The sequence below is a fragment of the Spiroplasma mirum ATCC 29335 genome, assembly GCF_000565195.1.
GTDB lineage: Bacteria > Bacillota_I > Bacilli_A > Mycoplasmatales > Mycoplasmataceae > Spiroplasma > Spiroplasma mirum.
Genome location: NZ_CP006720.1, coordinates 64,860 through 87,270 on the forward strand (window position 1 = coordinate 64,860; position 22,411 = coordinate 87,270).

Sequence of the window (22,411 nt, forward strand, 5' to 3'; positions counted from 1 at the left end):
AATGAAAAACGGACGTATGATTAAAATCGGCTTGGCGAATCCCGATGATATTCGTGGTTGATCTTATGGGGAAGTTAAAAAACCCGAAACAATTAACTATAAAACTTTAAAACCAGAACGTGATGGTTTATTTGATGAAAAAATCTTTGGTCCAACCAAAAATTTTGAGTGTGCTTGTGGGAAATATAAAAAAATCAAAAAACAAAGGTAAAATCTGTGAACGATGTGGGGTCGAAATTACCGAAGCTATCGTGCGGAGAGAAAGAATGGGGCATATTGAATTAGAAGAGCCAGTTACTCATATTTGGATGTTAAAAGCAGCGCCAAGTCGGATTTCCCTAATTTTAGATATGAAAACTAAAGAGTTAGAAGAAGTTGTTTACTTTGTCTCTTATATTGTGTTGGATGCTGGGGATGCCAAATCATTACGTCCAAAAATGGTATTAGATTTAGGAAATGCCAAAACCTCAGCTCAAACTCGCCAACGTTTAACAAAAACTTTACGCGAAATCTTAGATACCCTTGAGCCAAATACAATTGCTTATGAAGTCGGTGAACAAATGATTGAGGATTTAAAAAATACTTCATTACCGTTTTCAATGGATGAATGTGCCCAATTTATTAATCGCCATACAAATGCTAAATTTGGAATTGGTGCCGAAGCAATTGAAGAACTATTAAAAAAATTAGATATTGATGCTGAAATCAACAAGATTAAACAAGATTTAAAAGATAAAAGAACGCAATTAGATCAAAATAAATTAATGAAAAGATTAGAAGTTTTAGATTCATTAAAAAAATCAAATAGTAAACCGGAATGAATGATCTTACGGGCAATTCCCGTTATTCCCCCTGATATTCGTCCAATTATTCAATTAGATGGGGGAAGATTTACAACTTCGGAAATTAATGATTTATACCGTCGGATTATTATTCGTAATGAACGGCTAAAAAAAGTTAAAGCAATGGGGGCACCTAGTGTAATTGTTAATAACGAAAAAAGGATGTTACAAGAAGCTGTTGATGCTTTATTAGATAACGAACGAAAAGCACGCCCGGTTACTGGTAAAGATAAACGACCATTAAAATCATTAACAAGTATTTTAAAAGGAAAACAGGGACGTTTCCGTCAAAACTTATTAGGGAAACGTGTTGACTATTCAGGGCGAAGCGTTATTGCAATTGGTCCGGATTTAAAAATGTATCAATGTGGATTGCCGCGTGATATGGCGATTACCTTATTTAAACCCTTTGTCATTCAATACTTAGTTAAAAATGGGATTGCCGCTAATATTAAAGTGGCGGAAAAATTAATTTTAAACCAAGATGACAAAGTTTGAGAAGTGTTGGAAGAAGTGATTAAAGATCACCCAGTCCTTCTAAACCGGGCACCAACCTTACACCGGTTAGGAATTCAAGCTTTTGAACCAAAATTAGTAAAGGGAAAAGCAATCAGATTACATCCATTAGTAACAACTGCTTTTAATGCGGACTTTGACGGAGACCAAATGGCGGTCCATGTTCCAATTACCGATGAAGCAGTAGCGGAAGCTAGAAGTTTAATGTTAGGAAGCCGTAATATTTTAGGACCAAAAGATGGAAAACCAATTGTTACCCCAACCCAAGATATGGTCCTAGGAAACTATTATTTAACATATGAAGAACGTGATCAGTTAGGAGAAGGTTCAATTTTCAAAGATATTAACGAAGCAATTATGGCTTATGAAACTAATTGTGTTGCTTTACATGCATTGGTGGCTATTCCTGTTAAAGCATTTAGTAATAAACAATTTAAACAAGCTAATATGGGAGATTACTTAATTACAACGCCCGGGAAAATTATCTTTAACCAAATTTTTAAAGAAGAGTTCCCATATATTAATGAACCAAATATTGAAAACTTAATTGCTTTAGCACCACGAAATATGATTAAAGATAATGTTGATCTTCATGAGTATTTGGTAAATTGAAAAATTAATGCGCCATTTAAGAAAAAAGACTTATCAAATATTATTGATCGTTACTTTAAAATATACGGGGCTAACAAAACAGCGGAAATGTTAGACAACATGAAAAACTTAGGATTTAAATTCTCTGGGAAATCAGGGGTTACTGTTTCGGCTGCTGACGTTAAAGTTTATGAACATAAACATGTTGAGTTTAAAGAAGCTGACCAAAAAGTTCAAGAAATTAATGACTACTATAAATTAGGAATGTTAACGGCCCGAGAAAAACATACAAGAATTGTTAACGTGTGATCACGGGTAAAAGATAATATCCAAAATGAATTAGAACATGTTTTAAAGGAAGATCCAAAAAATCCAATCTTTATGATGGCTGATTCGGGAGCACGGGGAAACGTTTCGAACTTTACCCAACTAGTTGGGATGCGGGGATTAATGAATAACCCGAAAGGGGACATTATTGAGTTACCAATTAAATCTTCGTTTAGAGAAGGATTATCAGTGTCAGAGTTCTTTATTTCAACCCATGGGGCTCGGAAAGGGATGGCCGATGTTGCTTTAAAAACGGCCGACTCTGGATACTTAACTCGCCGTTTAGTTGATGTTTCCCAAGAAATTATTGTAACAATTCCGGACTGTCATACTCGTAAAGGGTTTATGGTTTCGGATATTGTGGAACAAAAACACTCAAATATTATTGTGCCATTAAAAGACCGGTTAGTTGGCCGTTGTAATTTACGTGATATTAAATTATCTGAAAATGATATTATTCCGGCCGCTACTTTATTAACAGAAGAAGATGCTGCACGAATTATCAAAGCCGGTATCAAAGAAGTAATGATTCGTTCAGTTTTAACATGTGAAGCTAATAAAGGAGTTTGTCAGATTTGTTATGGTAAAAACTTAGCAACTGGAAACGAAGTTGAAATTGGAGAAGCAGTTGGAACAATTGCGGCCCAATCAATTGGAGAGCCCGGAACCCAGTTAACAATGCGTACTTTCCATACCGGAGGGGTGGCCGGAGGGGCTGATATTACCCAAGGGTTACCACGGATTAAAGAATTATTAGATGTTACCACACCAAAAGGATCAATTGCGATTATTTCAGAAATTGATGGTGAAATTAGTGATATTAAAGACGAAGGTGGCTTATATATTATTCATGTTAAATCAGAAAATGATGAACGTAAATATAAAACCCAATTCGGTGCTATCCTAAGGGTTAAACTTGGTGATAAAGTAGTTCGTGGTCAAAAATTAACTGAAGGTTCAATTAATATTAAAGAATTATTAGAAGTAGCGAAGATTGAAGATGTTCATAACTACATTCTAAAAGAAGTTCAAAAAGTTTACCGTTTACAAGGGATTGAAATTTCTGATAAATACATTGAAATTATTGTTAAACAGATGTTAAACAAAGTAAAAATTATTGATTCAGGTGACACTGACTTATTACCAGGAGAAATTGTTTCAATTAAAAAATACCGTACTGAAACAATTAATGCGGTACGGGCAATGAAAAAACCACCAACCGCTAAGCATGTCATCTTTGGTATTAAAAAAGCACCATTAGAATCAGAATCGTTCTTATCATCTGCTTCATTCCAAGATACAACGCGTGTCTTAGTAAAAGCAATTATCAAAGGAAAAGTTGATAAATTAGAAGGATTAAAAGAAAACATTATGTTAGGACATTTAATTCCAGCAGGAACTGGTTTAAAAGAATCGAAAGAAATTATTGAAGCAGGAATTGCGGCAAGAACAGAAGAATATTAAGAATAAAAGTTTACAATAACTTGTAAACTTTTTATTTTATTAAGATACTTAGCATCATTGAGATTTAGTTACTCGATGATTTAAAAAATAAAATTTTAATAAATAATGATAATAATATTGACTATTAATTAAAAAATCGCTATTATTATATGTGGATTGTATTGTTTGATACACTCGGATATGTGAAAGGAGAACAAGAGGATGCCAACAATTAACCAATTAGTTAGAAAACCACGTAAAGATAAAGTTTGAAAAACAAAAGCGCCGGCTTTAAACCGTGGGCTGAACTCTTTACAAAAAAAAGTAACTAATACGACATCTCCTCAAAAAAGAGGGGTTTGTACTCGTGTTGCAACAATGACACCAAAAAAACCCAACTCAGCGTTAAGAAAATATGCTCGTGTTCGTTTAACAAACGGAATGGAAGTTACCGCTTACATTCCTGGTGAAGGGCATAACTTACAAGAACACAGCGTTGTGTTAATTCGTGGTGGTAGGGTTAAAGACTTACCTGGGGTAAGATACCATATCATTCGGGGAACATTGGATACTGCTGGTGTTAATAACCGTCAGCAAGGAAGATCACTTTATGGAGCAAAAAAACCTAAAACAAAATCTTAGAATTTAATAGTAAGGAATGATTATTAGTGGAAGGAGGAAGAAAAATGCGTAAACGTAGAGCTGAAAAGAGAGATGTTTTACCAGATCCAATTTATAATTCAAAATTAGTAACACGTGCCATTAATAAAATTATGATTGACGGTAAAAGAGGAGTTGCTCAAACAATCTTGTATGGAGCTTTTGAAAAAATTAAAGAAAAAACAAATGCGGATCCGTTAGAAACATTTAACAAAGCCCTTGAAAATATTACTCCACATTTAGAATTAAAAGTGCGTAGAATTGGGGGAGCTAACTACCAAGTCCCAATTGAAGTTAATGAAGATCGTAAAATTACTTTAGGATTAAGATGATTAATTAGTTATGCAAGATTAAGAAATGAAAAAAGTATGACTGATAAATTAGCAAATGAAATTTTAGATGCTGCAAACGGAGTTGGGGGAGCAGTTAAGAAAAAAGATGATACCCATAAAATGGCAGAAGCTAATAAAGCATTTGCTCATTATCGTTGATAAAAAAAGTTATTTATAGGTAGAAAGGAAAATAAAAATGGCAAGAGAATATTCTCTAGAAAATACGAGAAATATTGGAATTATGGCGCACATTGATGCTGGTAAAACAACAACAACAGAGCGGATTTTATTCCATACGGGAAAAATTCATAAAATTGGTGAAACCCATGATGGGGCCAGCCAAATGGACTGAATGGCCCAAGAACAAGAAAGAGGTATTACAATTACTTCAGCGGCCACAACTGCTTTTTGAAAGCATATGCGTATTAATATTATTGATACTCCTGGTCACGTTGACTTTACAGTCGAAGTTGAAAGATCACTACGGGTATTAGATGGTGCTGTTGCGGTGTTAGATGCGCAGTCAGGAGTTGAGCCCCAAACAGAAACTGTTTGACGTCAGGCTACTACATATAAAGTACCGCGCATTGTGTTTGTTAACAAAATGGATAAAATTGGAGCTGATTTCCTATATTCAGTAAAAACAATTCATGAACGTTTACAAGGTAATGGACACCCAGTGCAATTACCAATTGGAGCCGAAGACCAGTTTAGTGGTATTATTGATATTATTGAAAGAAAAGCATACCACTATGATGGCCAACCAAATGAAGAAGCGCAAGAAATTGCAATTCCAGATGACATGAAAGATTTAGTTGAAGAATACCGCACAAAATTAATTGAAGCGGCTGCTAACTTTGATGAAGACCTAATGATGAAATATTTAGATGGTCAAGATGTTAGTGTTGCAGATATTAAAGCAGCAGTGCGTAAAGCAACTTTAACTAGTGAATTTTTCCCAGTCTTTTGTGGAAGTGCCTTTAAAAATAAAGGGGTTAAAGCAATGTTGGATGGAGTAATTGACTACTTACCGTCACCAGTGGATATTCCTGCTATTAAGGGAATATTTTCAGATGGTACTGAAGTGGAAAGACATGCTTCAGATGATGAACCATTCTCAGCATTAGCCTTTAAAATTATGACTGACCCGTTTGTTGGAAAACTAACTTTTTTCCGGGTTTATTCAGGAGTCTTGAAAAAAGGAAGCAGTGTTTTAAACTCAACAAAAGATAAATCAGAACGAATTGGACGAATTTTACAGATGCATGCTAATAACCGTAATGAAATTGAAGAAGTTTATGCGGGAGATATTGCTGCTGCAGTTGGATTAAAATTAACAACAACGGGAGATACTTTATGTGATGAAAAAAATGAAGTAATCTTAGAATCAATGGTCTTCCCAGAACCAGTTATTAACTTAGCATTAGAACCAAAAACAAAAGCTGACCAAGAAAAAATGAGTTTAGCTTTAGCAAAATTAGCAGAAGAAGATCCAACTTTTAGAACATGAACCGATGAAGAAACTGGACAAACTATTATTGCCGGGATGGGTGAATTACACCTTGACATCATTGTTGATCGTTTAAAACGTGAGTTTAAAGTTGAAGCAAATATTGGAGCACCCCAAGTTTCATACCGTGAAACTTTCAAAGAAACCGCCGAAGTTGAAGGAAAATACATCAAACAATCTGGAGGTCGTGGACAATATGGTCATGTTTGAATTAAATTTGAACCAAACCATGACAAAGGATTTGAATTTGTGGATGCAATTGTCGGAGGAAAAATTCCGCGTGAATTTATTGGGTCTGTTAAAAAAGGACTTGAAGATTCAATGCAAACTGGGAAGTTAGCTGGTTATCCAATGATTGATATTAAAGCAACTTTATTTGATGGATCATACCATGATGTCGATTCATCACAAATGGCTTATGAATTTGCTGCTAGTTTAGCGTTACGGGAAGCTGCTAAAAAAGCAAAACCAGTTATCTTAGAACCAATTATGGCTGTGGAAGTTATTGTTCCTGAAGAATACTATGGGGATGTAATGGGTAACTTGTCTTCACGTCGGGGACAAATTGAAGGAAATGAACAACGGGGAAATGCCCAAGTTGTTAAAGCAAAAGTACCATTATCAGAAATGTTTGGTTATGCGACTGACCTTCGTAGTTTTACCCAAGGGAGAGGAACCTACACAATGATCTTCTCACACTACCAAGAAGCACCAAAATCAGTTACCGAAGAAATTGTTAAAAAATCAGGAAAAGCCGCACCGACTGCTTAAAAAATACATGGTTAGTCTACCATTTTAAAAAAAAGGATTGAAAATATAAATAAATTCTATTAAAATAGTTATGACATTTGTCAATTAATTAGGGAGGAAAAATAAAATGGCAAAACAAAAATTTGACAGAAGTTTACCACACGTAAATGTAGGTACAATTGGACACGTTGACCATGGTAAAACAACTTTAACAGCTGCGATTACCACAGTATTAGCTAAAAAAGGATTGGCAGAAGCTAAAGGTTATGATGGAATTGACAACGCCCCAGAAGAAAAAGAACGTGGAATTACAATTAACACTTCGCACGTTGAATACCGTACAGAAAAAAGACACTACGCTCACGTTGACTGTCCAGGTCACGCGGACTATGTTAAAAACATGATTACCGGAGCTGCCCAAATGGATGGCGCAATTTTAGTTGTTGCTGCAACAGATGGACCAATGCCTCAAACAAGAGAGCATATCTTATTATCAAAACAAGTTGGAGTTCCAAAAATCGTTGTTTTCTTAAACAAATGTGATATGGTTGATGACGCTGACTTATTAGACTTAGTTGATATGGAAGTTAGAGACTTATTAAGTCAATATGACTTTGATGGTGATAATGCCCCTGTTGTTAAAGGATCAGCATTAGGAGCATTAAACGGTGAACCACAATGAGAAGAAAAAGTAATGGAATTAATGGATGCGGTTGATAATTATATCCCAACTCCAGAAAGAGATAAAGATAAACCATTCTTAATGCCGGTCGAAGACGTTTTCACAATTACAGGTCGTGGAACAGTTGCCACTGGACGAGTTGAACGTGGAGAATTAAAATTAAACGATGAAGTTGAAATTATTGGAATTAAACCAACTCACAAAACAGTTGTTACTGGAATCGAAATGTTCAGAAAATTATTAGATTACGCGGAAGCGGGAGATAACATTGGAGCATTATTACGTGGTGTTAACCGTGATGATATTCAACGTGGACAAGTTTTAGCAAAACCAGGGACTGTTAAACCACACCAAGAATTCAAAGCGCAAGTTTATGCATTAACAAAAGAAGAAGGAGGGCGTCATACACCATTTTTCGGTCACTACCGTCCACAATTCTACTTCCGGACAACTGATGTTACGGGAAGCATTGAATTACCAGCAGGAACAGAAATGGTAATGCCAGGAGACAACGTTGAATTAACAGTTAAATTAATTAGTCCAATTGCTGTTGAACAAGGAACTAAATTCTCAATTCGTGAAGGTGGAAGAACAATCGGCGCTGGATCAGTTGTGGAAATTATTAAATAATTGTAAAGACACAATCAAATAATAACTTATTCGTAAGTTATTATTTTTTTATTTTAAATATTTAAATTGTCTAAAATTAATATTAATTCACACCCCTAAAATATGTTATATTGTAAATGTAAATTAGATATTAATGTTAACAGAGTATGCAAAGGACCTAATAATCAAGGATTATTTGTTAGGTATTTTTTATGATTATTTATTCTAATTTATCTTCATAACGAGAAGATTTACTTAAAAACGCTTGTTTTTAATGGATTTTTAGTTATAATTCTAATTAAGTCATTTAAAGGAGGTTAACAAGATGGCATATAACCCAACAGTCAATAATGTTGAAGAACCAGCAAAAGCAATTGCTTTTGGGAAGTTTTTTGTATATATTTCATTTATTTTAATCATTCCAATTTTTATTTTTATTGGAACAAGAAATAGTTTAATTCGTCAAAAACAACGAATTGAAGAGACAGCATCGGATATTGATGTGCAATTAAAACGAAGAATGGACATGTTAACTAAATTAGTTGATGCTACAAAGCAATATATGCAATATGAAAAATCAACATTATCAACAATTACTGAATTGAGAAGTCAAACAAGTCCTTTTAAAATAAAAGATGTTGATCGCATTAACAAAGCTATTAGTGACCAAATGGGACGCATTAACATGTTAATGGAAAATTACCCTGATTTGAAAGCTAATAATAGTGTAATTGAATTACAAACAGGGATTAAAGATTGTGAGGACAACATTGCTGCTGCTCGTAGATTTTATAACTCAGAAGTTCGTGATTTTAACGGAAGAATTAAAACCTGACCAACAAATGTAGCGGCCGGAACTATTCATGCGCAAACATATTTATATTTTGAAGCAGCTCCTGCTGATCGCCAAGATGTTAAAATTGATCTAGGACAATAATTAATAGCTGATGACAAATAATTTAAATTCGACAGTAACTCCGCAGTCAAAACGCTGAATCACCACAATTACGAATGATGTTAATGATAAATTACAACAATTTAGTAACCATAAAATAAGTTTTAAGTATTCTTCAAAAAATTTACGAGTATTTGCCGCAATTATGTTGAGTGCGGGATTACTTTTTCTTGTCTTTACAATTTATTTTCTTGCGGCTAGTAAGTCATTGCACGGTGTTTTTTTGATTGTTGACATTGTTTTTTTAGTAATTGGGGCGTTGTTATTTTTGATTGGGATTATTTTTTATGTAAAATGATATATATCCGATAATTATGAACAAAAGATTTTAAAAGTTTTAGATTTTCAAAAATATTATCAACTTGCTTTTTTAGATGAATTCGCTGGAAAAATCGAGTTAGATGATATTTCGACGAATTTTAAAATTGCACCTAATGCTTTTGTTCCCTGTGAAGGTAAAATTAGAGTGGACCGCGTTCTTAATTTACATCATCGTAATTTTCGTTGTTCATTTGGAACCCTAACCCAGGAAATTCGCCGTAGTTATGTTGATAGCCAGGGTCGCCGCCGCACAACATATTATTGAAACCGGTTCCCCTTTTTAAATAGTATTATTTTAAATAAAAATATTGAAGTCAATGCTGTTATTAAACCAGCAAAGTCATTTTTAAAAATTTTTAAAACTAAGGACAATACTAATTTAGAATCAAGTGAATTTGAAAAAATGTATGCGGTTGATGCTGATGATCAAATTATGATTCGGAAGTTATTAGTCCCAAAAGTTATTGCTAATTTAATCAACTTGGGCAATACTGTTAATAATATTCCACAGATGAATTTCACCGAAAATTACTTAACCTATGGTTTTGAAAAATTCAGTGTGGGGGGTTGGCAAGATCCAACTGGAGCCTTAGCCGGAATTGATTTAAAAGGTAGTTGAGAAGACATTCCCAATGATATTTGCAACAAAATTATTGCTGATCTCCAGTATTTTCGTCGTGTATTTGAATGAGTAGCTGCTTACGATTTAATTGGGGAAGATTTATAAGAATAAAATACTAATTGTATTTTATTTTTTTATTTAAAATTATTAAGCTAAAATAACTAAAACCTAGAATAATAGCAATTGTTCAGAGCATATAACTGATACCAGCATACCACTGGTTATGAAGAACTTGCGAATATGGTTGTTTAGTCGCCATACTAACAGATAATAATGAAATAAAGAAGATTACCAAGGCGATAAAACAGGTGAAAATATAAATAAAAATTTTAATGTTAAAATGTTCTTCTTTTTCGTCATAAACATATGTTTTGACAAAAATAAAAGGGTTTTTAATTAATAAGAAATTAATGAACAATAAAATAAGGTTTAAAAAAATGAATATTATTGAATAAGTTAGTTTATCAGTGGGGTTAATTTTACTAAAAATAAAAGCTAATAACACAATAATTGAACTAAGAGCTAAAAAAATAAATAATCATAACAGATTAAATTTTATTTTTTTAATAATTAATTTAATGTCCGCAACTTTCATATTACACCTAACTTTTTTTATTAAGTAAATCATAACAAATTTATGCTAATTATAAAATATTATTAAAATAATAAATCAATACTTTTTTTCAGTTGATAAAAAAATAAAATTTTCATTGCTTAATTAAAAAATATGATTTAAGATATGTATGTAAGAATGAAAGGATGAAATAAATATGTATAAAATGATAAAAATAACGCCTTTTTTTTCAGAGCGTTTATGAGGGGGAAGAAAATTAGAAGAGTATGGGTTTAAGTTACCAGCTAATCAACTTATTGGGGAAGCGTGAGTAGTTAGTGCGCTTGATAATGGCATGGGATATGTACAAAACGGAGAATACCAGGGATTATCACTAAAAGAATTATATGAAAAACATCATGATCTTTTTAATGATAATAATTCGCAATTTCCTTTATTATCTAAAATTATTACTGCTAATGATTATTTATCAGTTCAAGTTCATCCTGATGATAAATATAGTTTAGCACACGACGGGATGTTAGGAAAACCAGAATGTTGGTATATCATTAACTGTCCAGAAGATGCGGAATTAATTTATGGACACCATGCAAAAACAAAATCAGAATTAATTGATTTTGTTAAGAATAAGCAGTGAATTGAATTATTTGTAAAAGTAAAAATTAAAAAAGGGGATTTCTTATATGTTCCTCCGGGTAAGATTCATGCCATTACGCCCGGAGTAACTGTTTTTGAATTGCAAAGATCATCGGATGTCACCTATCGATTTTATGATTTTGATCGGAAAGATCAGGATGGAAACTTACGCCCGTTGCATATTCAAGAATGTTTGGATGTTACCACTGTTCCTGATCCTCAATTACCAGTTATTCATAAAAAACAGGGACTTCTAATTGATAATGAATATTTTACATTATATTTAATTAAGTCTGATCAACATTTAGAATTACCAAATGTTAATTGAGCTCAAGTTACTCTACTAAAAGGAACAGCAGTGATTAATGGTGAACAATTACTTGCTGGTGAATCAGCGATTCTAGTAGACTTTAATAACAATTTAACAATTAAAACGGCGGGTGAATTATTATTAAGTTATAAAAAATAAGTTAACACTTATTTTTTATTTTTTTCTGAATATTTTTTTTGTTTAGAAAAAACTATTTACAAAAAAAAAAAAAAATATAATAAGAACAGGAGGTATATATTCAAATGAAATCTAATGATTTGTTCGATCAAGAGCATATAATTCTTAATTCACAAGCAAAAACACAACAAGAAGCGTTTGTTGAATTAGCAGAATTAGCTAAAAAACTAGGTTGTGTTAATGAAGCAAGTGACTTAGTAGCTGGCTTTAAAGCTCGTGAAGCAGAATCATCAACTGGTTTTGAAGATGGTTTTGCCATTCCCCATGCGAGAATCAAAGCAGTTAAAAAACCAGCAGTATTATTTGTTAGATATCAAAATCCATTGGATTGAAATGCCATGGATGGTAAACCAACTAATATTGCCATTGCGTTAGTCATTCCAGAAGACAAATCAGCTGATATTCACTTGGGGCTGTTAAGTGATATTGCCAGAAAATTAATGGATGCTGATTTTAAAAAAGCAATGAAAACTGAAACTGATAAAGCCAAAATTCAAAAAGCATTAATGGGTGAAAGTAAGAAAGAAGAACCAGTTACGACAACTAGTGGTTCAAAATTAATTTTAGGAATTTCAGCGTGTCCAACTGGAATTGCACATACATTCTTAGCAGCTGATAAGTTAACACAAGTTGGGCCAAAATTAGGGTATACAGTCAAAGTTGAAACCCATGGATCAGAAGGAATTCGAAATAACTTTACTGATGATGAGATTCAACGTTCTGAAGTAATTGTTGTTGCTGTTGATATTGCGGTTGATATGTCAAGATTTGGTGGTAAAAGAGTTTATACCACAAGTACATCAAAAGCAATTAAAGATCCCGAAGGGGTTATCAATACTGCTTTAAAAGAAGCCAAAGTTCAAACAGTAGGTGAGTTTAATACTAGCGGTGATAAAAATAGTGGCCAAAGAACAGGAATTATGAAACATTTAATGTCTGGTGTTTCTTATATGGTTCCAATTGTTATTTTGGGGGGTATTTTTATTGCTCTTGCCTTAGGATTATCAAAAGCTATTTATGGAGCTAGTTATCAACGCTACCATGGATCATTTAAGGATATGGAATGAGTCTTAAATTCAGGTCAAGCAACTCCAACCTTACAAGCGGTTTACTATACCGATCCCACTGCTGATCCCCAAAACTTTTTCTATTATTTATTAAAACTAGGGAGTGCAGCCTTCACCCTAATGATTCCAATTTTAGCAGCCTTCATTGCTAATTCAATTGCCGGAAGAGCGGCGATTGCCCCAGCGTTAGTAGTCTCATTTATTGGAAATGATGCGAGTGCTTTCTTCCCAATTGATGGAATCGGCGCTGTTGATACGCCAACCGGATTTGTGGGGGCTATCTTAGCTGGGTTAGCTGTTGGTTATACAGTTAAATGGATTAATAGTTGAAAAGTGCCAAAATCCTTACGCCCGGTAATGCCAATTTTTGTAATTCCGGTTCTAGTTGGATTTGTGTACGGAATGATTATGATGTTTGTGATTGGATTAGTAGTCGGTTATGTAATGCACCAATTCAAATGATGAATTTCATCAACATGAGGAAATCCAAATAATGCCGCTGGATTAGGAATCGGATTTGGATTCGGATTACTAATTGGAGCGATGGCTGGATTCGATATGGGTGGACCAATTAATAAAGTAGCGTTCTTAGCTTGTACAGGATTAATTGGTTCAAAAGTCTATACCCCAATGGGGGCAATGGCTTGTGCCATCCCAGTTGCACCATTAGGAATGGGAATGGCAACATGAATTTTCCGTCCATTATATAATGATGAACAAAAATCAATGGGATCATCAGCCTTCTTTATGGGATGTATCGGAATTTCGGAAGGGGCTATTCCATTTGCTATTAATGACCCAAAAAGAGCGATTGTATGTAATGTTGTTTCTTCAGCAATTGCCGGTGCTGTTGCTGGATTATTAGGAATTGCTGATGCTGCAGCGCATGGTGGTCCAATTGTTGCCTTAGTCGGAGCGATTGGTCGTGGAAACGATGGCCAATTATTAGGATGAGGAACTGCTTGAGGTTGAACATTATTATCATTAGTTATTATGTTTGGTGGGGCAACAATTAATACCTTTATGTATGGAATATGAATGATTATTGATAAAAAACGAACAGGTGAAACAATTTCAATGAAAGAATTTGTTTTAAAAACAAGAGCGGACAAAGTAGTTGCTAAAAAAGCAAATAAACAAGTAAAACTTAATAAAGTAGCAAAAAATAATATCAAAGGATAGTAGATAACTTATAAAATGGGTAATTACTACCCATTTTATTGTTTATCATATTTGTAAGGAGTTAATAAAATTATGCTTAATTTAAATGTTACTTTTAATTTATTTGAAGTTTTACCTTGATGAGCAGCTTTATTAATTTGTATTGCAATTATTATAATAGTTACTATTTTAGTCTGATATTTTAAAAAGAAAACCAATAATATTAAAAATAAAGCTGAGGAAGTTGAATTAAAAAGTTTATGAACAAGAATGCGAGAATTACGACAAAAACAAAAAAATAAGAAGAAAGCGACTTCCATCCCAGAAAAAACGATTACTAACCAAGAAAAAATTAAAAAATTAGAAGCAGAATTAGAAGAATTAAAAAATAAAAATAATAATGAAAATGATAATTAATTATCATTTTTTTGATATTTTTTATTTTTTTGTGTATAATATTATTTTGTTTTATTTTTTTAAAATTTAAACTTTTATGATATAATTAACATATAACAAATGGTTGAACATGGTTAGTAATAGTATGGTTATCAAAATTTTAATATTTAGAATTTGTGGGGGGCATATTAATGGAAAAAATCAAAATATCGAATTTAAAGACAAAGGGTATGCTTGAGCGCTTTTTATATAGTAGTGATATTGTTAATGCTGGTGATGATATTGCGGTAGTTAAAACAAATAATGATGAAATAATTATTAAAACCCCTTATAATGGTAAAATCATCAAGCCGCTAAAAACTGGTGCAACTGTTAAGAAAGGTTCAACCATTGCTTACTTATTAACCGATGAGAAAGAAATTGCTAAATATAATAATAAACATGGTTATCAAGATGAATTTAGTTATTTAGATAAAAATGGCGTACGATTTAATCCTGGTAAAAATGGGCAGTTTGGGACAAAATGGAAAGATGTTGATGAAGAAGATTATTCAGGAGCTGCTTTTGTTAGTGATGCTGATACTAAAACCCCACCGCAACTACTTAATATTACCCAAATTCCTAACAGAAATAAACAGTATGCAAATCGAATTGCTAATTTAAAAACTACTGTTGAACCACCAGAAATGCCAATCACCAAACAATCAGAGACTATTCTCCTTGAACCAGATGATTTAACTGAGTCATCAGCTGTCCCTGTCAAAAATAACCAGCCAATTATTAATACTGATAGCCTTATTAAAGAAAATGCAGATAATTTAATTAAAAAAGAAGAACCAGTGGTTAATTTAAATTCAGAAAAAATAAGTGAAAAACATTTAACATTTGGTCCCCAAAAGTCACATCGACTATCATTTAAAAATTTACATTACAATGTTGGACCTCAAGAACGTGCGCATATTCCTTTAATTGATACAATTAAAGATGTTAATGTGGAAAATTATGGTGCAAAAGATCGAGACGATGATGTTAAAAACAATCATTCACTAAATAATTCATTTATGCGAATGCATAATGATATTGCTAATGCAGTTAAGGAAAGTGATAATATGTTAAAAGACAAAACTAATGCAAAAATTTATGCGAAATATCTTGTTGAAGAAACAAAAAAACAAGATCAAGCACCCCAAAATAACTTAACAGCTAATCTTTTTGCTGCTAATGAAGAAGGAAATTCTTCTTTTCGTGATTTAGTAAAAGCTCGCCGTAATCAATTACACCAACAAAATAATTTTCACGAAATTATTGATGAACCTGAAAATAATAAGAACGTAATGGATTTCTTAGATGAATATGGTCGCCCTAAAATTATGCGAAATATTATTCAAGGACGAATGAATAATTTAATGAAAAACAATGGTCAATTAGAGTCAGTTAATGAGGTTAATCCAGCAAGAAGTACAAGCAGTGATAGTAGCGTGTCGAAACAACCTAAAATTTCGGTTGAAGAAGAACCAGTGGACTATATTACAGCGGATGGCTATGAAATTAAAGTTGGTGAGGATCAAAATACGCCGCCTAAAGATTTAGGTTATTATTCACCATTAAAAACCTATCGTGATCGTTTATATGAAAAATTAAATAATAACGATCAACGTGAAAAAATTCTTAAAACGCGAAACCAGCGAGAATTAATTAAAAAAAGAATGGAACAATTAGCACGTGGTGATATTGAAGTTACCGATAACGTTTTAGGGGCAATTAATAATTACAAGCGCCCTTCTTATGAAGAAATTGAAGCCCAATATGATCTTTTAAATGATAATTATAATAAACAAAAATTATCATCACCAACGCATGCCACAAATAATAGTGAGGAAATCATTAACCCCTACCGGGAAATCATTCCCGATAGTCTTAAGAGTTCTGCCCAACCAACGCCATCCTTAAACCCCCAACCAGTTGTTAATAACCAACCATTTGTGACTAACCCTGGATCTCAATCTCAACCAGTAATTGTTAACCAACCACCAGTTGTTAATAATAATAACCAGGAAGTATTGGTTGAACTAGCAATTTTAAAAGAAAAATTAGCGCAACAAGAACAACAAAATAAACACCAGGAGTTATTACAAGAAATTAAAACATTAAAAGAAAATAATCTTCGTAATAATGTTAATAATAATGATCATAATAATTTTGATAAAATGATGCAGTATATGTTAATGCAACAGATGATTAAAAGTATGAATCAAACACCCAATCCTTTTTTAGCACAATTATTACAAGAATCAATGCCTAATCAGCAACCAACTAATTTTAACCAACTACCTCCAGAACCACAGAGCCAACCAGGTACCCACAATAACGAAGGGATTATGGTTAAAAAATTTGATGAACAATCTAATAGTAACGCGGGAAATTTTATTCAACCATTAAATAACAAACTTAATATTTTACATACAAATACCAATCCCGTGGAACCACAAGGATTAGAAACGAGAGAAGAAATTAAACGAACTAAATATCCAGTAATTCGGTCAGTTATTTTATCACAAAGTCAAGTGCCACCGCTAACAATTAGTACGGAAATTGATATGTCAGCAGTCATTGAACAACAACGAAAATTAAAGAATGCTAACGCCGAAACGGGTGTAAAATTTTCAACAATGAGTTTTATCTTAAAAGCTGTTTCGTTAGCATTAAGTAAATATCCAAAACTAAATTCATACTACGACCAATCAGCTAACCAAATTGTAATTAAAAATTCTCACCATATTGGATTAGCAACGGAAACAAGTGAAGGGTTAGTTATTCCAGTGATTAAGTTTGCAGAACGCTTAAGCTTAAAACAAATTGCCATTAATATTCAAGAAACTCTTGATCGTTTACGTCAAGGTGAGTTATATGATTATGAATTGCAAGGAAGTACAATTACAATTGCTAACTATGGAACAGTTGGCGCAACGCAAGCCACCCCAACAATTTTCTATCCTAACTCTGCTGTAATTGGGGTTGGAAGAATTGTTCGCAAACCAATTGTAATTAAAGGCGACAAGTTGGTAATTCGTTCAATGATGAGTATTTCACTAACCATTGATCAAAGAATTATTGATGCAGCGGAAGCGGGAATTTTTATGACTAGATTAAAAGAAATTCTTGAACAACCAGAATTAATTACTTTATCATAAAAAAACATTATCTTGCAGATAATGTTTTTTTTAACGTAAAATTTTATAACTATATATTGTACCTTTCACAATTAATGCGTCTAGTTCATGGGTTCAATTACTAGTTTTATTAACGATGATGGTATATAATAAATTCTTGCGATAAAAATTGCGCCGCGTAATTTTAATATTGTATTTAAATAATAGTTCTTTTACAAAAATCTCATTTAACGGTAGAAATAAAATTCCTACTTTGATATATTCACTAATTTTAGTTAATGGTGCTAAGTCAATAAATTTGCGCGTAATTGTGCCATAAATAGTTTGTAAAGAATCAAAGCCCAAAGCAATAGAGCCAGCATACTTAATAACTAAGACAATAATATTAGTTAACTCTTTGTTAAGAATATTATTCAGAATTGCTCGCCCAGCGCTGTTTCTAATTTTACCATTATCAGTTTTATAAATATTTTTTCGACGTTTACCAATAATATAAGCATAGCAGTTACAAGTTGCTGATTTATCTTTATACTTTGCTAAGAAATTAATAATATCTTGTTGAGTTTCAACATAACTCATAAAACAAATAAATTTAGAGTTCTGAAAAACTAGTTCACTATTAAATATTTCATTTTTGTTGATAATATAACATTTTAATAAATACTTAATACCTCCCTACGCTCCACAAAATAGTTTCACATAAAATATTATATAAAAGGAAGGTATTAATTGCTAATGATTCCAGAAATTTAATTGTTTTGTATTTACAAATATTTTAGATTAGATATAATGATTAAGGTTATACCAATATATCATGGCGGTTGTGGCGAAGAGGTTAACGCCCCGGATTGTGGCTCCGGTACTCGTGGGTTCAAGTCCCATCAGCCGCCCCATTAATTTTAAATAACCACAAAGTGTTAATCATTCCAGTTGGTGTGATTTTTTATTTTTATGGTTAATATTTTTAGTTAAAGAAATAATTTAAAATTGTTAATTAAAAACTCCACAATCTTAAAACTAATTGTGCTATATTAGAAGTGTAAATTTGACTACTTGAGTACTTAAAGTACCTAACAAAATAAACTTGTTAGTTTTTTGTTTAATCACAATTTATACTAATACCGCTTTATTAATTAAAGGTTTAAAAAAATAATAATATTTAAAAACCAGGGAAGCGAGGGAAACAATATGTCCTGCTTAATAATGTTCCACTATCTTTAATTGTAGAACAAGCAATTGGTTATTTTGCTGCATTATTTAGTAGGAATTATTACGTGTTTACCACAACTCATCAAAACATTAAAAACAAGAAATACAACTAATATTTCCTTAGCAACATATTGTATATTTAATTTGGCTAATTTATTATGGCTCATTTTTGGAGCACTATCCATTAGTTGCCCACAACTAAATCCTAACCAATCAGAAGTTACAAAAATTATGTGGAGTTTAACTTTAATCGTACCATATTTTGTAACTTTTACCAGAGTCAGTATCATTTTAGGCATTAAAATTTATAATATTAAAAAACATGGGGAATTATTAACTACCGCTAATAAAAAAACTGATGGTTGAAAAAATTAACGAAAGTAGAGAACAATTATGCTCTTAACTAGTTTTAGTGATGATCCACTCTTTTTAACGGTCCATATTATTGGATAATTAGCTGCATTAATATCAATGTTGGTTTTTATTCCCCAAGCTATTAAAACGATTAAAACAAAGCAAATCGCGTGGGAATTTTATTAGGAATGTACTTAATATATAACCTTGCTAATTTTGCTTGAATAATTTGAGTAATTATTGACTGAGATAGCGAACCAAATAATATGCTATCTGATTTAACTGTGATTATTCCAAAGCTTGTTTGTATTATAATAACAAGTATAATTATTAGAATGAAGGTTATTAATACCAAAAAAGTTCACCATTACATTAGAAAGGAAGTTTAGAATAAAAAAATTAGTTTCAAATCATGAGTTTTTATGTAAACATCATACCAGTGGTCGTTATGAAGGAATGAAACACTCTTATGATTTAATGTTAACTTGTGCGGATAGTGATTTTAAAATTCTGCTGGTAATTCAATAAGATTTAATCAAAGTTATCAAAGAAGGAGATGTTAGTTATTCGTTCTTAGATAATCAATTATTAGAAGCAATTAATACTTGGTATACTAAATAATATAATTTATCTTTTGCTCGCGAAGAGTTAATTATTGTGAGTGGGGGTTATTCATTTAATGCAAATTGCCTTGAAAGTTTTAACAAAATCGGGCGATGGAGTTATTGCTCAACCACCAGTTTATGATCCTTTTTATGAAATTATTAAAAATAAAGACCGTAAAATAATTATGAACCATTTATTATATGATGAAGAGTAACAATACTACACAATGAACTTTCTGGAATTAGAAGAATTAATGCAACAACATAAAGCAATGATTTTATGCAGTCCTCATAATCCGGTGGGAAGAATTTGAAAAGAAGCAGAGTTAGCACAGTTATTATTCTTAGCTGCAAAATATAATGTTTTCATTATTAGTGATGAAATTTGACAAGATATTGTTTCTAGTAATGTTCAACATCATCCACTTTTTAGTTTTAATTCACCAGCAATTAATCAAGTATTAGTATTATCTTCCCAAACAAAAACTTATAACCTGGCAGGAGCCCAAATTGGTTATGGGTTATCTTATAACCGTGATTTTATTGTAAAAATGCACCATGAATTAACAAAATCAATTCATTATGCTTCAACTAATTATTTATCAGCTAAAATGATTATTAGTGGTTATTTGAACCATGATAATTATGATTGGCTAGCAGCATATAAAACAACGTTAGAAGAAAACTACCATTATTTGGTAAATGAACTTTTGAAAGGTCAACTAATATCAAATTCACCAGAATTGAAGGAACTTATTTAGGATAGTTAAATATGAGTAAGGTTGTTAAAACATGCCCCCAGTTAGAGCAAAAATTAGATAGTGTGCATATCCAAGCCATTAATGGTAGTATTTTTTCACCAACTTCCGAACTATTTATCCGGGTTGATTTTGCGCTAGATAAAAAAACAATTGCCGAAGTAGCACACCGATTAATTGACTTATTTAAATAATAAAAGTGTTCTTATATGTTTACTAACCTCCATTTGCTTGTTATAATGTATATGTTGGCATATTAATAATAAAATAAGAAATCTTATTATTAATTTAATGTAATATATGTGATATTTATTTTTTTAATTTTTACCGAATAATTTAATTTTAAAGCGACATAGTTATTAAAATTAAGATATTTTAGTGTATTTAATAAAATTAAATAATTAAGTATTAACTATTGACGAAGTGGAGGTGCAATAATGATCGATGCCTTAAAAGTTGGGGATAGTCTTGTTGTTCACGCCTATAAACATAACGGATCAATTTATCGCTCATGAGAAGAAGCAATTGTGTTAACGATTGAAGCGGATTATATTGTATTAGTTAATGAAGATGTAACAGTAACTGAAGTTAACGGGCGGAAATGACGAACAAATGAACCAGCAATTTGAATATTTAATAAAAAAAATTGAAGCAATATTATTTGTATGTTTAAAGATAGTGGCTTAAATTATTATTGTAATATTGCCTCACCATTTATTTTGGATGATAAAACAATTAAGTATGTTGACTATGATTTAGATATTAAAGTTTTTACCGACGGTAGTTATAAAATTTTAGATTTAAAAGAATTTAATCGTAATCGCATTGCTTGAAAATACCCTCGGGAAATTGTTAACATTGTTTGAGCAGAAATTGATAACTTAAAAAAACAAATTAAAAATCGTGAATTTGTTTTTGCTCATGAAGAAGCGCGTAGATTATGACATAAATATGTTGATTTCAAAGCTAAACAACGCTAATCTTAGCGTTTTTTTTGTTGTTTTTAATAAAAAAAGTTATTAAAAATTATTTTCGATATATGATAAAAATATATGATTTTTTAGTGAAAGAAGTAGTATTATGGCAAAATATAAGTTTCCAGACCAATTTTTATGAGGAAGTGCTTTTTCAGAACCACAAACCGAAGGAGCTAGTTTAGAAGATGGTAAAGCAGCATCAAATTGAGATCATTGATTCCAAATTGAAAAATATCGGTTTTTTTAACCAAACTCCGTGTTTAAATGATTTTTATCATCGTTATCCAGAAGATATTAAAAAATTGCCCGGGGTTTGAATTTTAATTCCCTACGGACATATCAATTCAGTGAACAAGATTAATTCCCGATGGCAAAAATATCAACCCCAAAGGTGTTAAATTCTATAATAATGTTATTAATGAAATGCTAAAAATAAGATTAAACCAATTATTAATTTATTTCATTTTGATATGCCTTTTTGAGCCCAAGAAAAAGGTGGCTGGGTTTCGCGTGAAGATGCGGCTGCTTTAAAAGGAATTTATATTCATGTTGAAGTAAAAGCACTTGCGGAAGCACAATCAGTATTAAATGACTGAGATGTCATTTTACTTGGCCCACAAGTAAAGTTTATGGAAAGAAACATTAAATCAATGACTACAAAACCATTATCGGTGATTCCTTCTAATATATATGCCTTAGGGAAAGGGTCTGAAGCATTAGACTTAGCATTAAAAATGTTAGGATAACTCCTCCCTATTTAAAATAGAAGAGAAGGATTTCTATTTATGGGTGAAAATAATAATGATACACAAAAATTTAGACCCGATAAGAAAATA

Annotated in this window: 20 protein-coding genes, 1 tRNA gene and 2 pseudogenes; 21 read left to right on the plus strand and 2 right to left on the minus strand. The window is 31.9% G+C overall.

All coding sequences use genetic code 4. The features are described from left to right. Nucleotide 1 precedes the first annotated feature (1 nt). The 7 genes and pseudogenes from rpoC (at nt 2) to P344_RS00320 (ending at nt 10,265) form a co-directional block, all read left to right on the plus strand. Nucleotides 2–3,740 (plus strand): annotated as a pseudogene (gene rpoC / locus P344_RS00290) (DNA-directed RNA polymerase subunit beta'). 201 nt (nt 3,741–3,941) lie between these two features. Beyond that, nucleotides 3,942–4,361, plus strand: a complete 420-nt coding sequence (gene rpsL, locus P344_RS00295) for a 30S ribosomal protein S12 (protein WP_025316897.1) — start codon at nt 3,942–3,944, stop codon at nt 4,359–4,361. A 44-nt stretch (nt 4,362–4,405) separates the two neighbouring features. After that, nucleotides 4,406–4,873, plus strand: a complete 468-nt coding sequence (gene rpsG / locus P344_RS00300) for a 30S ribosomal protein S7 (protein ID WP_025316898.1) — start codon at nt 4,406–4,408, stop codon at nt 4,871–4,873. A 34-nt stretch (nt 4,874–4,907) separates the two neighbouring features. After that, entirely contained in the window at nt 4,908–6,992 is a 2,085-nt protein-coding gene (gene fusA, locus P344_RS00305; protein ID WP_025316899.1) for an elongation factor G, read from the plus strand. 106 nt (nt 6,993–7,098) lie between these two features. Continuing rightward, nucleotides 7,099–8,283, plus strand: coding sequence for an elongation factor Tu (gene tuf / locus P344_RS00310; RefSeq protein ID WP_025316900.1), 1,185 nt, complete (start codon nt 7,099–7,101; stop codon nt 8,281–8,283). A gap of 304 nt (nt 8,284–8,587) precedes the next feature. Further along, on the plus strand, nt 8,588–9,199 hold the full coding sequence (locus P344_RS00315; RefSeq protein WP_025316901.1) for a LemA family protein: 612 nt from the start codon (nt 8,588–8,590) through the stop codon (nt 9,197–9,199). Between the two features lie 10 nt (nt 9,200–9,209). Then, nucleotides 9,210–10,265 carry a DUF3137 domain-containing protein gene (locus P344_RS00320; protein ID WP_025316902.1) on the plus strand — a complete coding sequence of 352 codons (1,056 nt, stop codon included), beginning with the start codon at nt 9,210–9,212 and terminating at the stop codon, nt 10,263–10,265. 10 nt (nt 10,266–10,275) lie between these two features. Here the strand turns inward: P344_RS00320 and P344_RS00325 are convergent, their stop codons facing one another. Next, nucleotides 10,276–10,755: a hypothetical protein gene (locus P344_RS00325; protein WP_025316903.1), complete on the minus strand. Its 480-nt coding sequence runs from the start codon at nt 10,753–10,755 to the stop codon at nt 10,276–10,278. Between the two features lie 175 nt (nt 10,756–10,930). On the opposite strand from P344_RS00325, the gene P344_RS00330 reads away from it, so the two are divergent. The 4 genes from P344_RS00330 to P344_RS00345 all read left to right on the plus strand — a co-directional run bounded on the left by P344_RS00330 (nt 10,931) and on the right by P344_RS00345 (nt 17,693). Next, nucleotides 10,931–11,839: a type I phosphomannose isomerase catalytic subunit gene (locus tag P344_RS00330; RefSeq protein WP_025316904.1), complete on the plus strand. Its 909-nt coding sequence runs from the start codon at nt 10,931–10,933 to the stop codon at nt 11,837–11,839. A 104-nt stretch (nt 11,840–11,943) separates the two neighbouring features. Beyond that, nucleotides 11,944–14,127: a PTS fructose transporter subunit IIABC gene (locus P344_RS00335; protein WP_025316905.1), complete on the plus strand. Its 2,184-nt coding sequence runs from the start codon at nt 11,944–11,946 to the stop codon at nt 14,125–14,127. A 72-nt stretch (nt 14,128–14,199) separates the two neighbouring features. Further along, nucleotides 14,200–14,523, plus strand: a complete 324-nt coding sequence (locus P344_RS00340; protein WP_025316906.1) for a hypothetical protein — start codon at nt 14,200–14,202, stop codon at nt 14,521–14,523. A gap of 170 nt (nt 14,524–14,693) precedes the next feature. Then, nucleotides 14,694–17,693 carry a 2-oxo acid dehydrogenase subunit E2 gene (locus P344_RS00345; RefSeq protein WP_025316907.1) on the plus strand — a complete coding sequence of 1,000 codons (3,000 nt, stop codon included), beginning with the start codon at nt 14,694–14,696 and terminating at the stop codon, nt 17,691–17,693. Between the two features lie 30 nt (nt 17,694–17,723). On the opposite strand, the gene P344_RS00350 is transcribed toward P344_RS00345, so the two are convergent. Beyond that, the gene (locus tag P344_RS00350) at nt 17,724–18,341 is read right to left on the minus strand and encodes a YigZ family protein (protein WP_330216932.1); all 618 of its coding nucleotides are present in this window, start codon (nt 18,339–18,341) and stop codon (nt 17,724–17,726) included. A gap of 148 nt (nt 18,342–18,489) precedes the next feature. On the opposite strand from P344_RS00350, the gene P344_RS00355 reads away from it, so the two are divergent. The 10 genes and pseudogenes from P344_RS00355 to P344_RS07185 all read left to right on the plus strand — a co-directional run bounded on the left by P344_RS00355 (nt 18,490) and on the right by P344_RS07185 (nt 22,321). Then, a tRNA-His gene (locus tag P344_RS00355) sits at nt 18,490–18,565 on the plus strand. Nucleotides 18,566–18,917: 352 nt separating this feature from the next. Beyond that, a pseudogene (locus P344_RS08020) lies at nt 18,918–19,049 on the plus strand (PQ-loop domain-containing transporter); the annotation flags it as partial. A 63-nt stretch (nt 19,050–19,112) separates the two neighbouring features. Continuing rightward, nucleotides 19,113–19,256 carry a hypothetical protein gene (locus P344_RS07175; RefSeq protein ID WP_245565523.1) on the plus strand — a complete coding sequence of 48 codons (144 nt, stop codon included), beginning with the start codon at nt 19,113–19,115 and terminating at the stop codon, nt 19,254–19,256. A 167-nt stretch (nt 19,257–19,423) separates the two neighbouring features. Continuing rightward, on the plus strand, nt 19,424–19,624 hold the full coding sequence (locus tag P344_RS06440) for a hypothetical protein (protein ID WP_148552264.1): 201 nt from the start codon (nt 19,424–19,426) through the stop codon (nt 19,622–19,624). A gap of 290 nt (nt 19,625–19,914) precedes the next feature. After that, nucleotides 19,915–20,055 (plus strand): hypothetical protein, encoded by a 141-nt coding sequence (locus P344_RS06445; protein ID WP_156028492.1) that lies wholly within the window; start codon nt 19,915–19,917, stop codon nt 20,053–20,055. Between the two features lie 12 nt (nt 20,056–20,067). Next, nucleotides 20,068–20,601 (plus strand): aminotransferase class I/II-fold pyridoxal phosphate-dependent enzyme, encoded by a 534-nt coding sequence (locus P344_RS00360; protein ID WP_025316909.1) that lies wholly within the window; start codon nt 20,068–20,070, stop codon nt 20,599–20,601. An 11-nt stretch (nt 20,602–20,612) separates the two neighbouring features. Further along, nucleotides 20,613–20,792, plus strand: coding sequence for a hypothetical protein (locus tag P344_RS00365; RefSeq protein WP_025316910.1), 180 nt, complete (start codon nt 20,613–20,615; stop codon nt 20,790–20,792). Nucleotides 20,793–21,035: 243 nt separating this feature from the next. After that, nucleotides 21,036–21,578, plus strand: coding sequence for a DUF402 domain-containing protein (locus tag P344_RS00370; protein WP_038677529.1), 543 nt, complete (start codon nt 21,036–21,038; stop codon nt 21,576–21,578). A 100-nt stretch (nt 21,579–21,678) separates the two neighbouring features. After that, nucleotides 21,679–21,822: a family 1 glycosylhydrolase gene (locus P344_RS07180; protein WP_236681393.1), complete on the plus strand. Its 144-nt coding sequence runs from the start codon at nt 21,679–21,681 to the stop codon at nt 21,820–21,822. Nucleotides 21,823–22,045: 223 nt separating this feature from the next. Continuing rightward, entirely contained in the window at nt 22,046–22,321 is a 276-nt protein-coding gene (locus P344_RS07185; RefSeq protein WP_025316912.1) for a PTS sugar transporter subunit IIB, read from the plus strand. Nucleotides 22,322–22,411 lie beyond the last annotated feature (90 nt).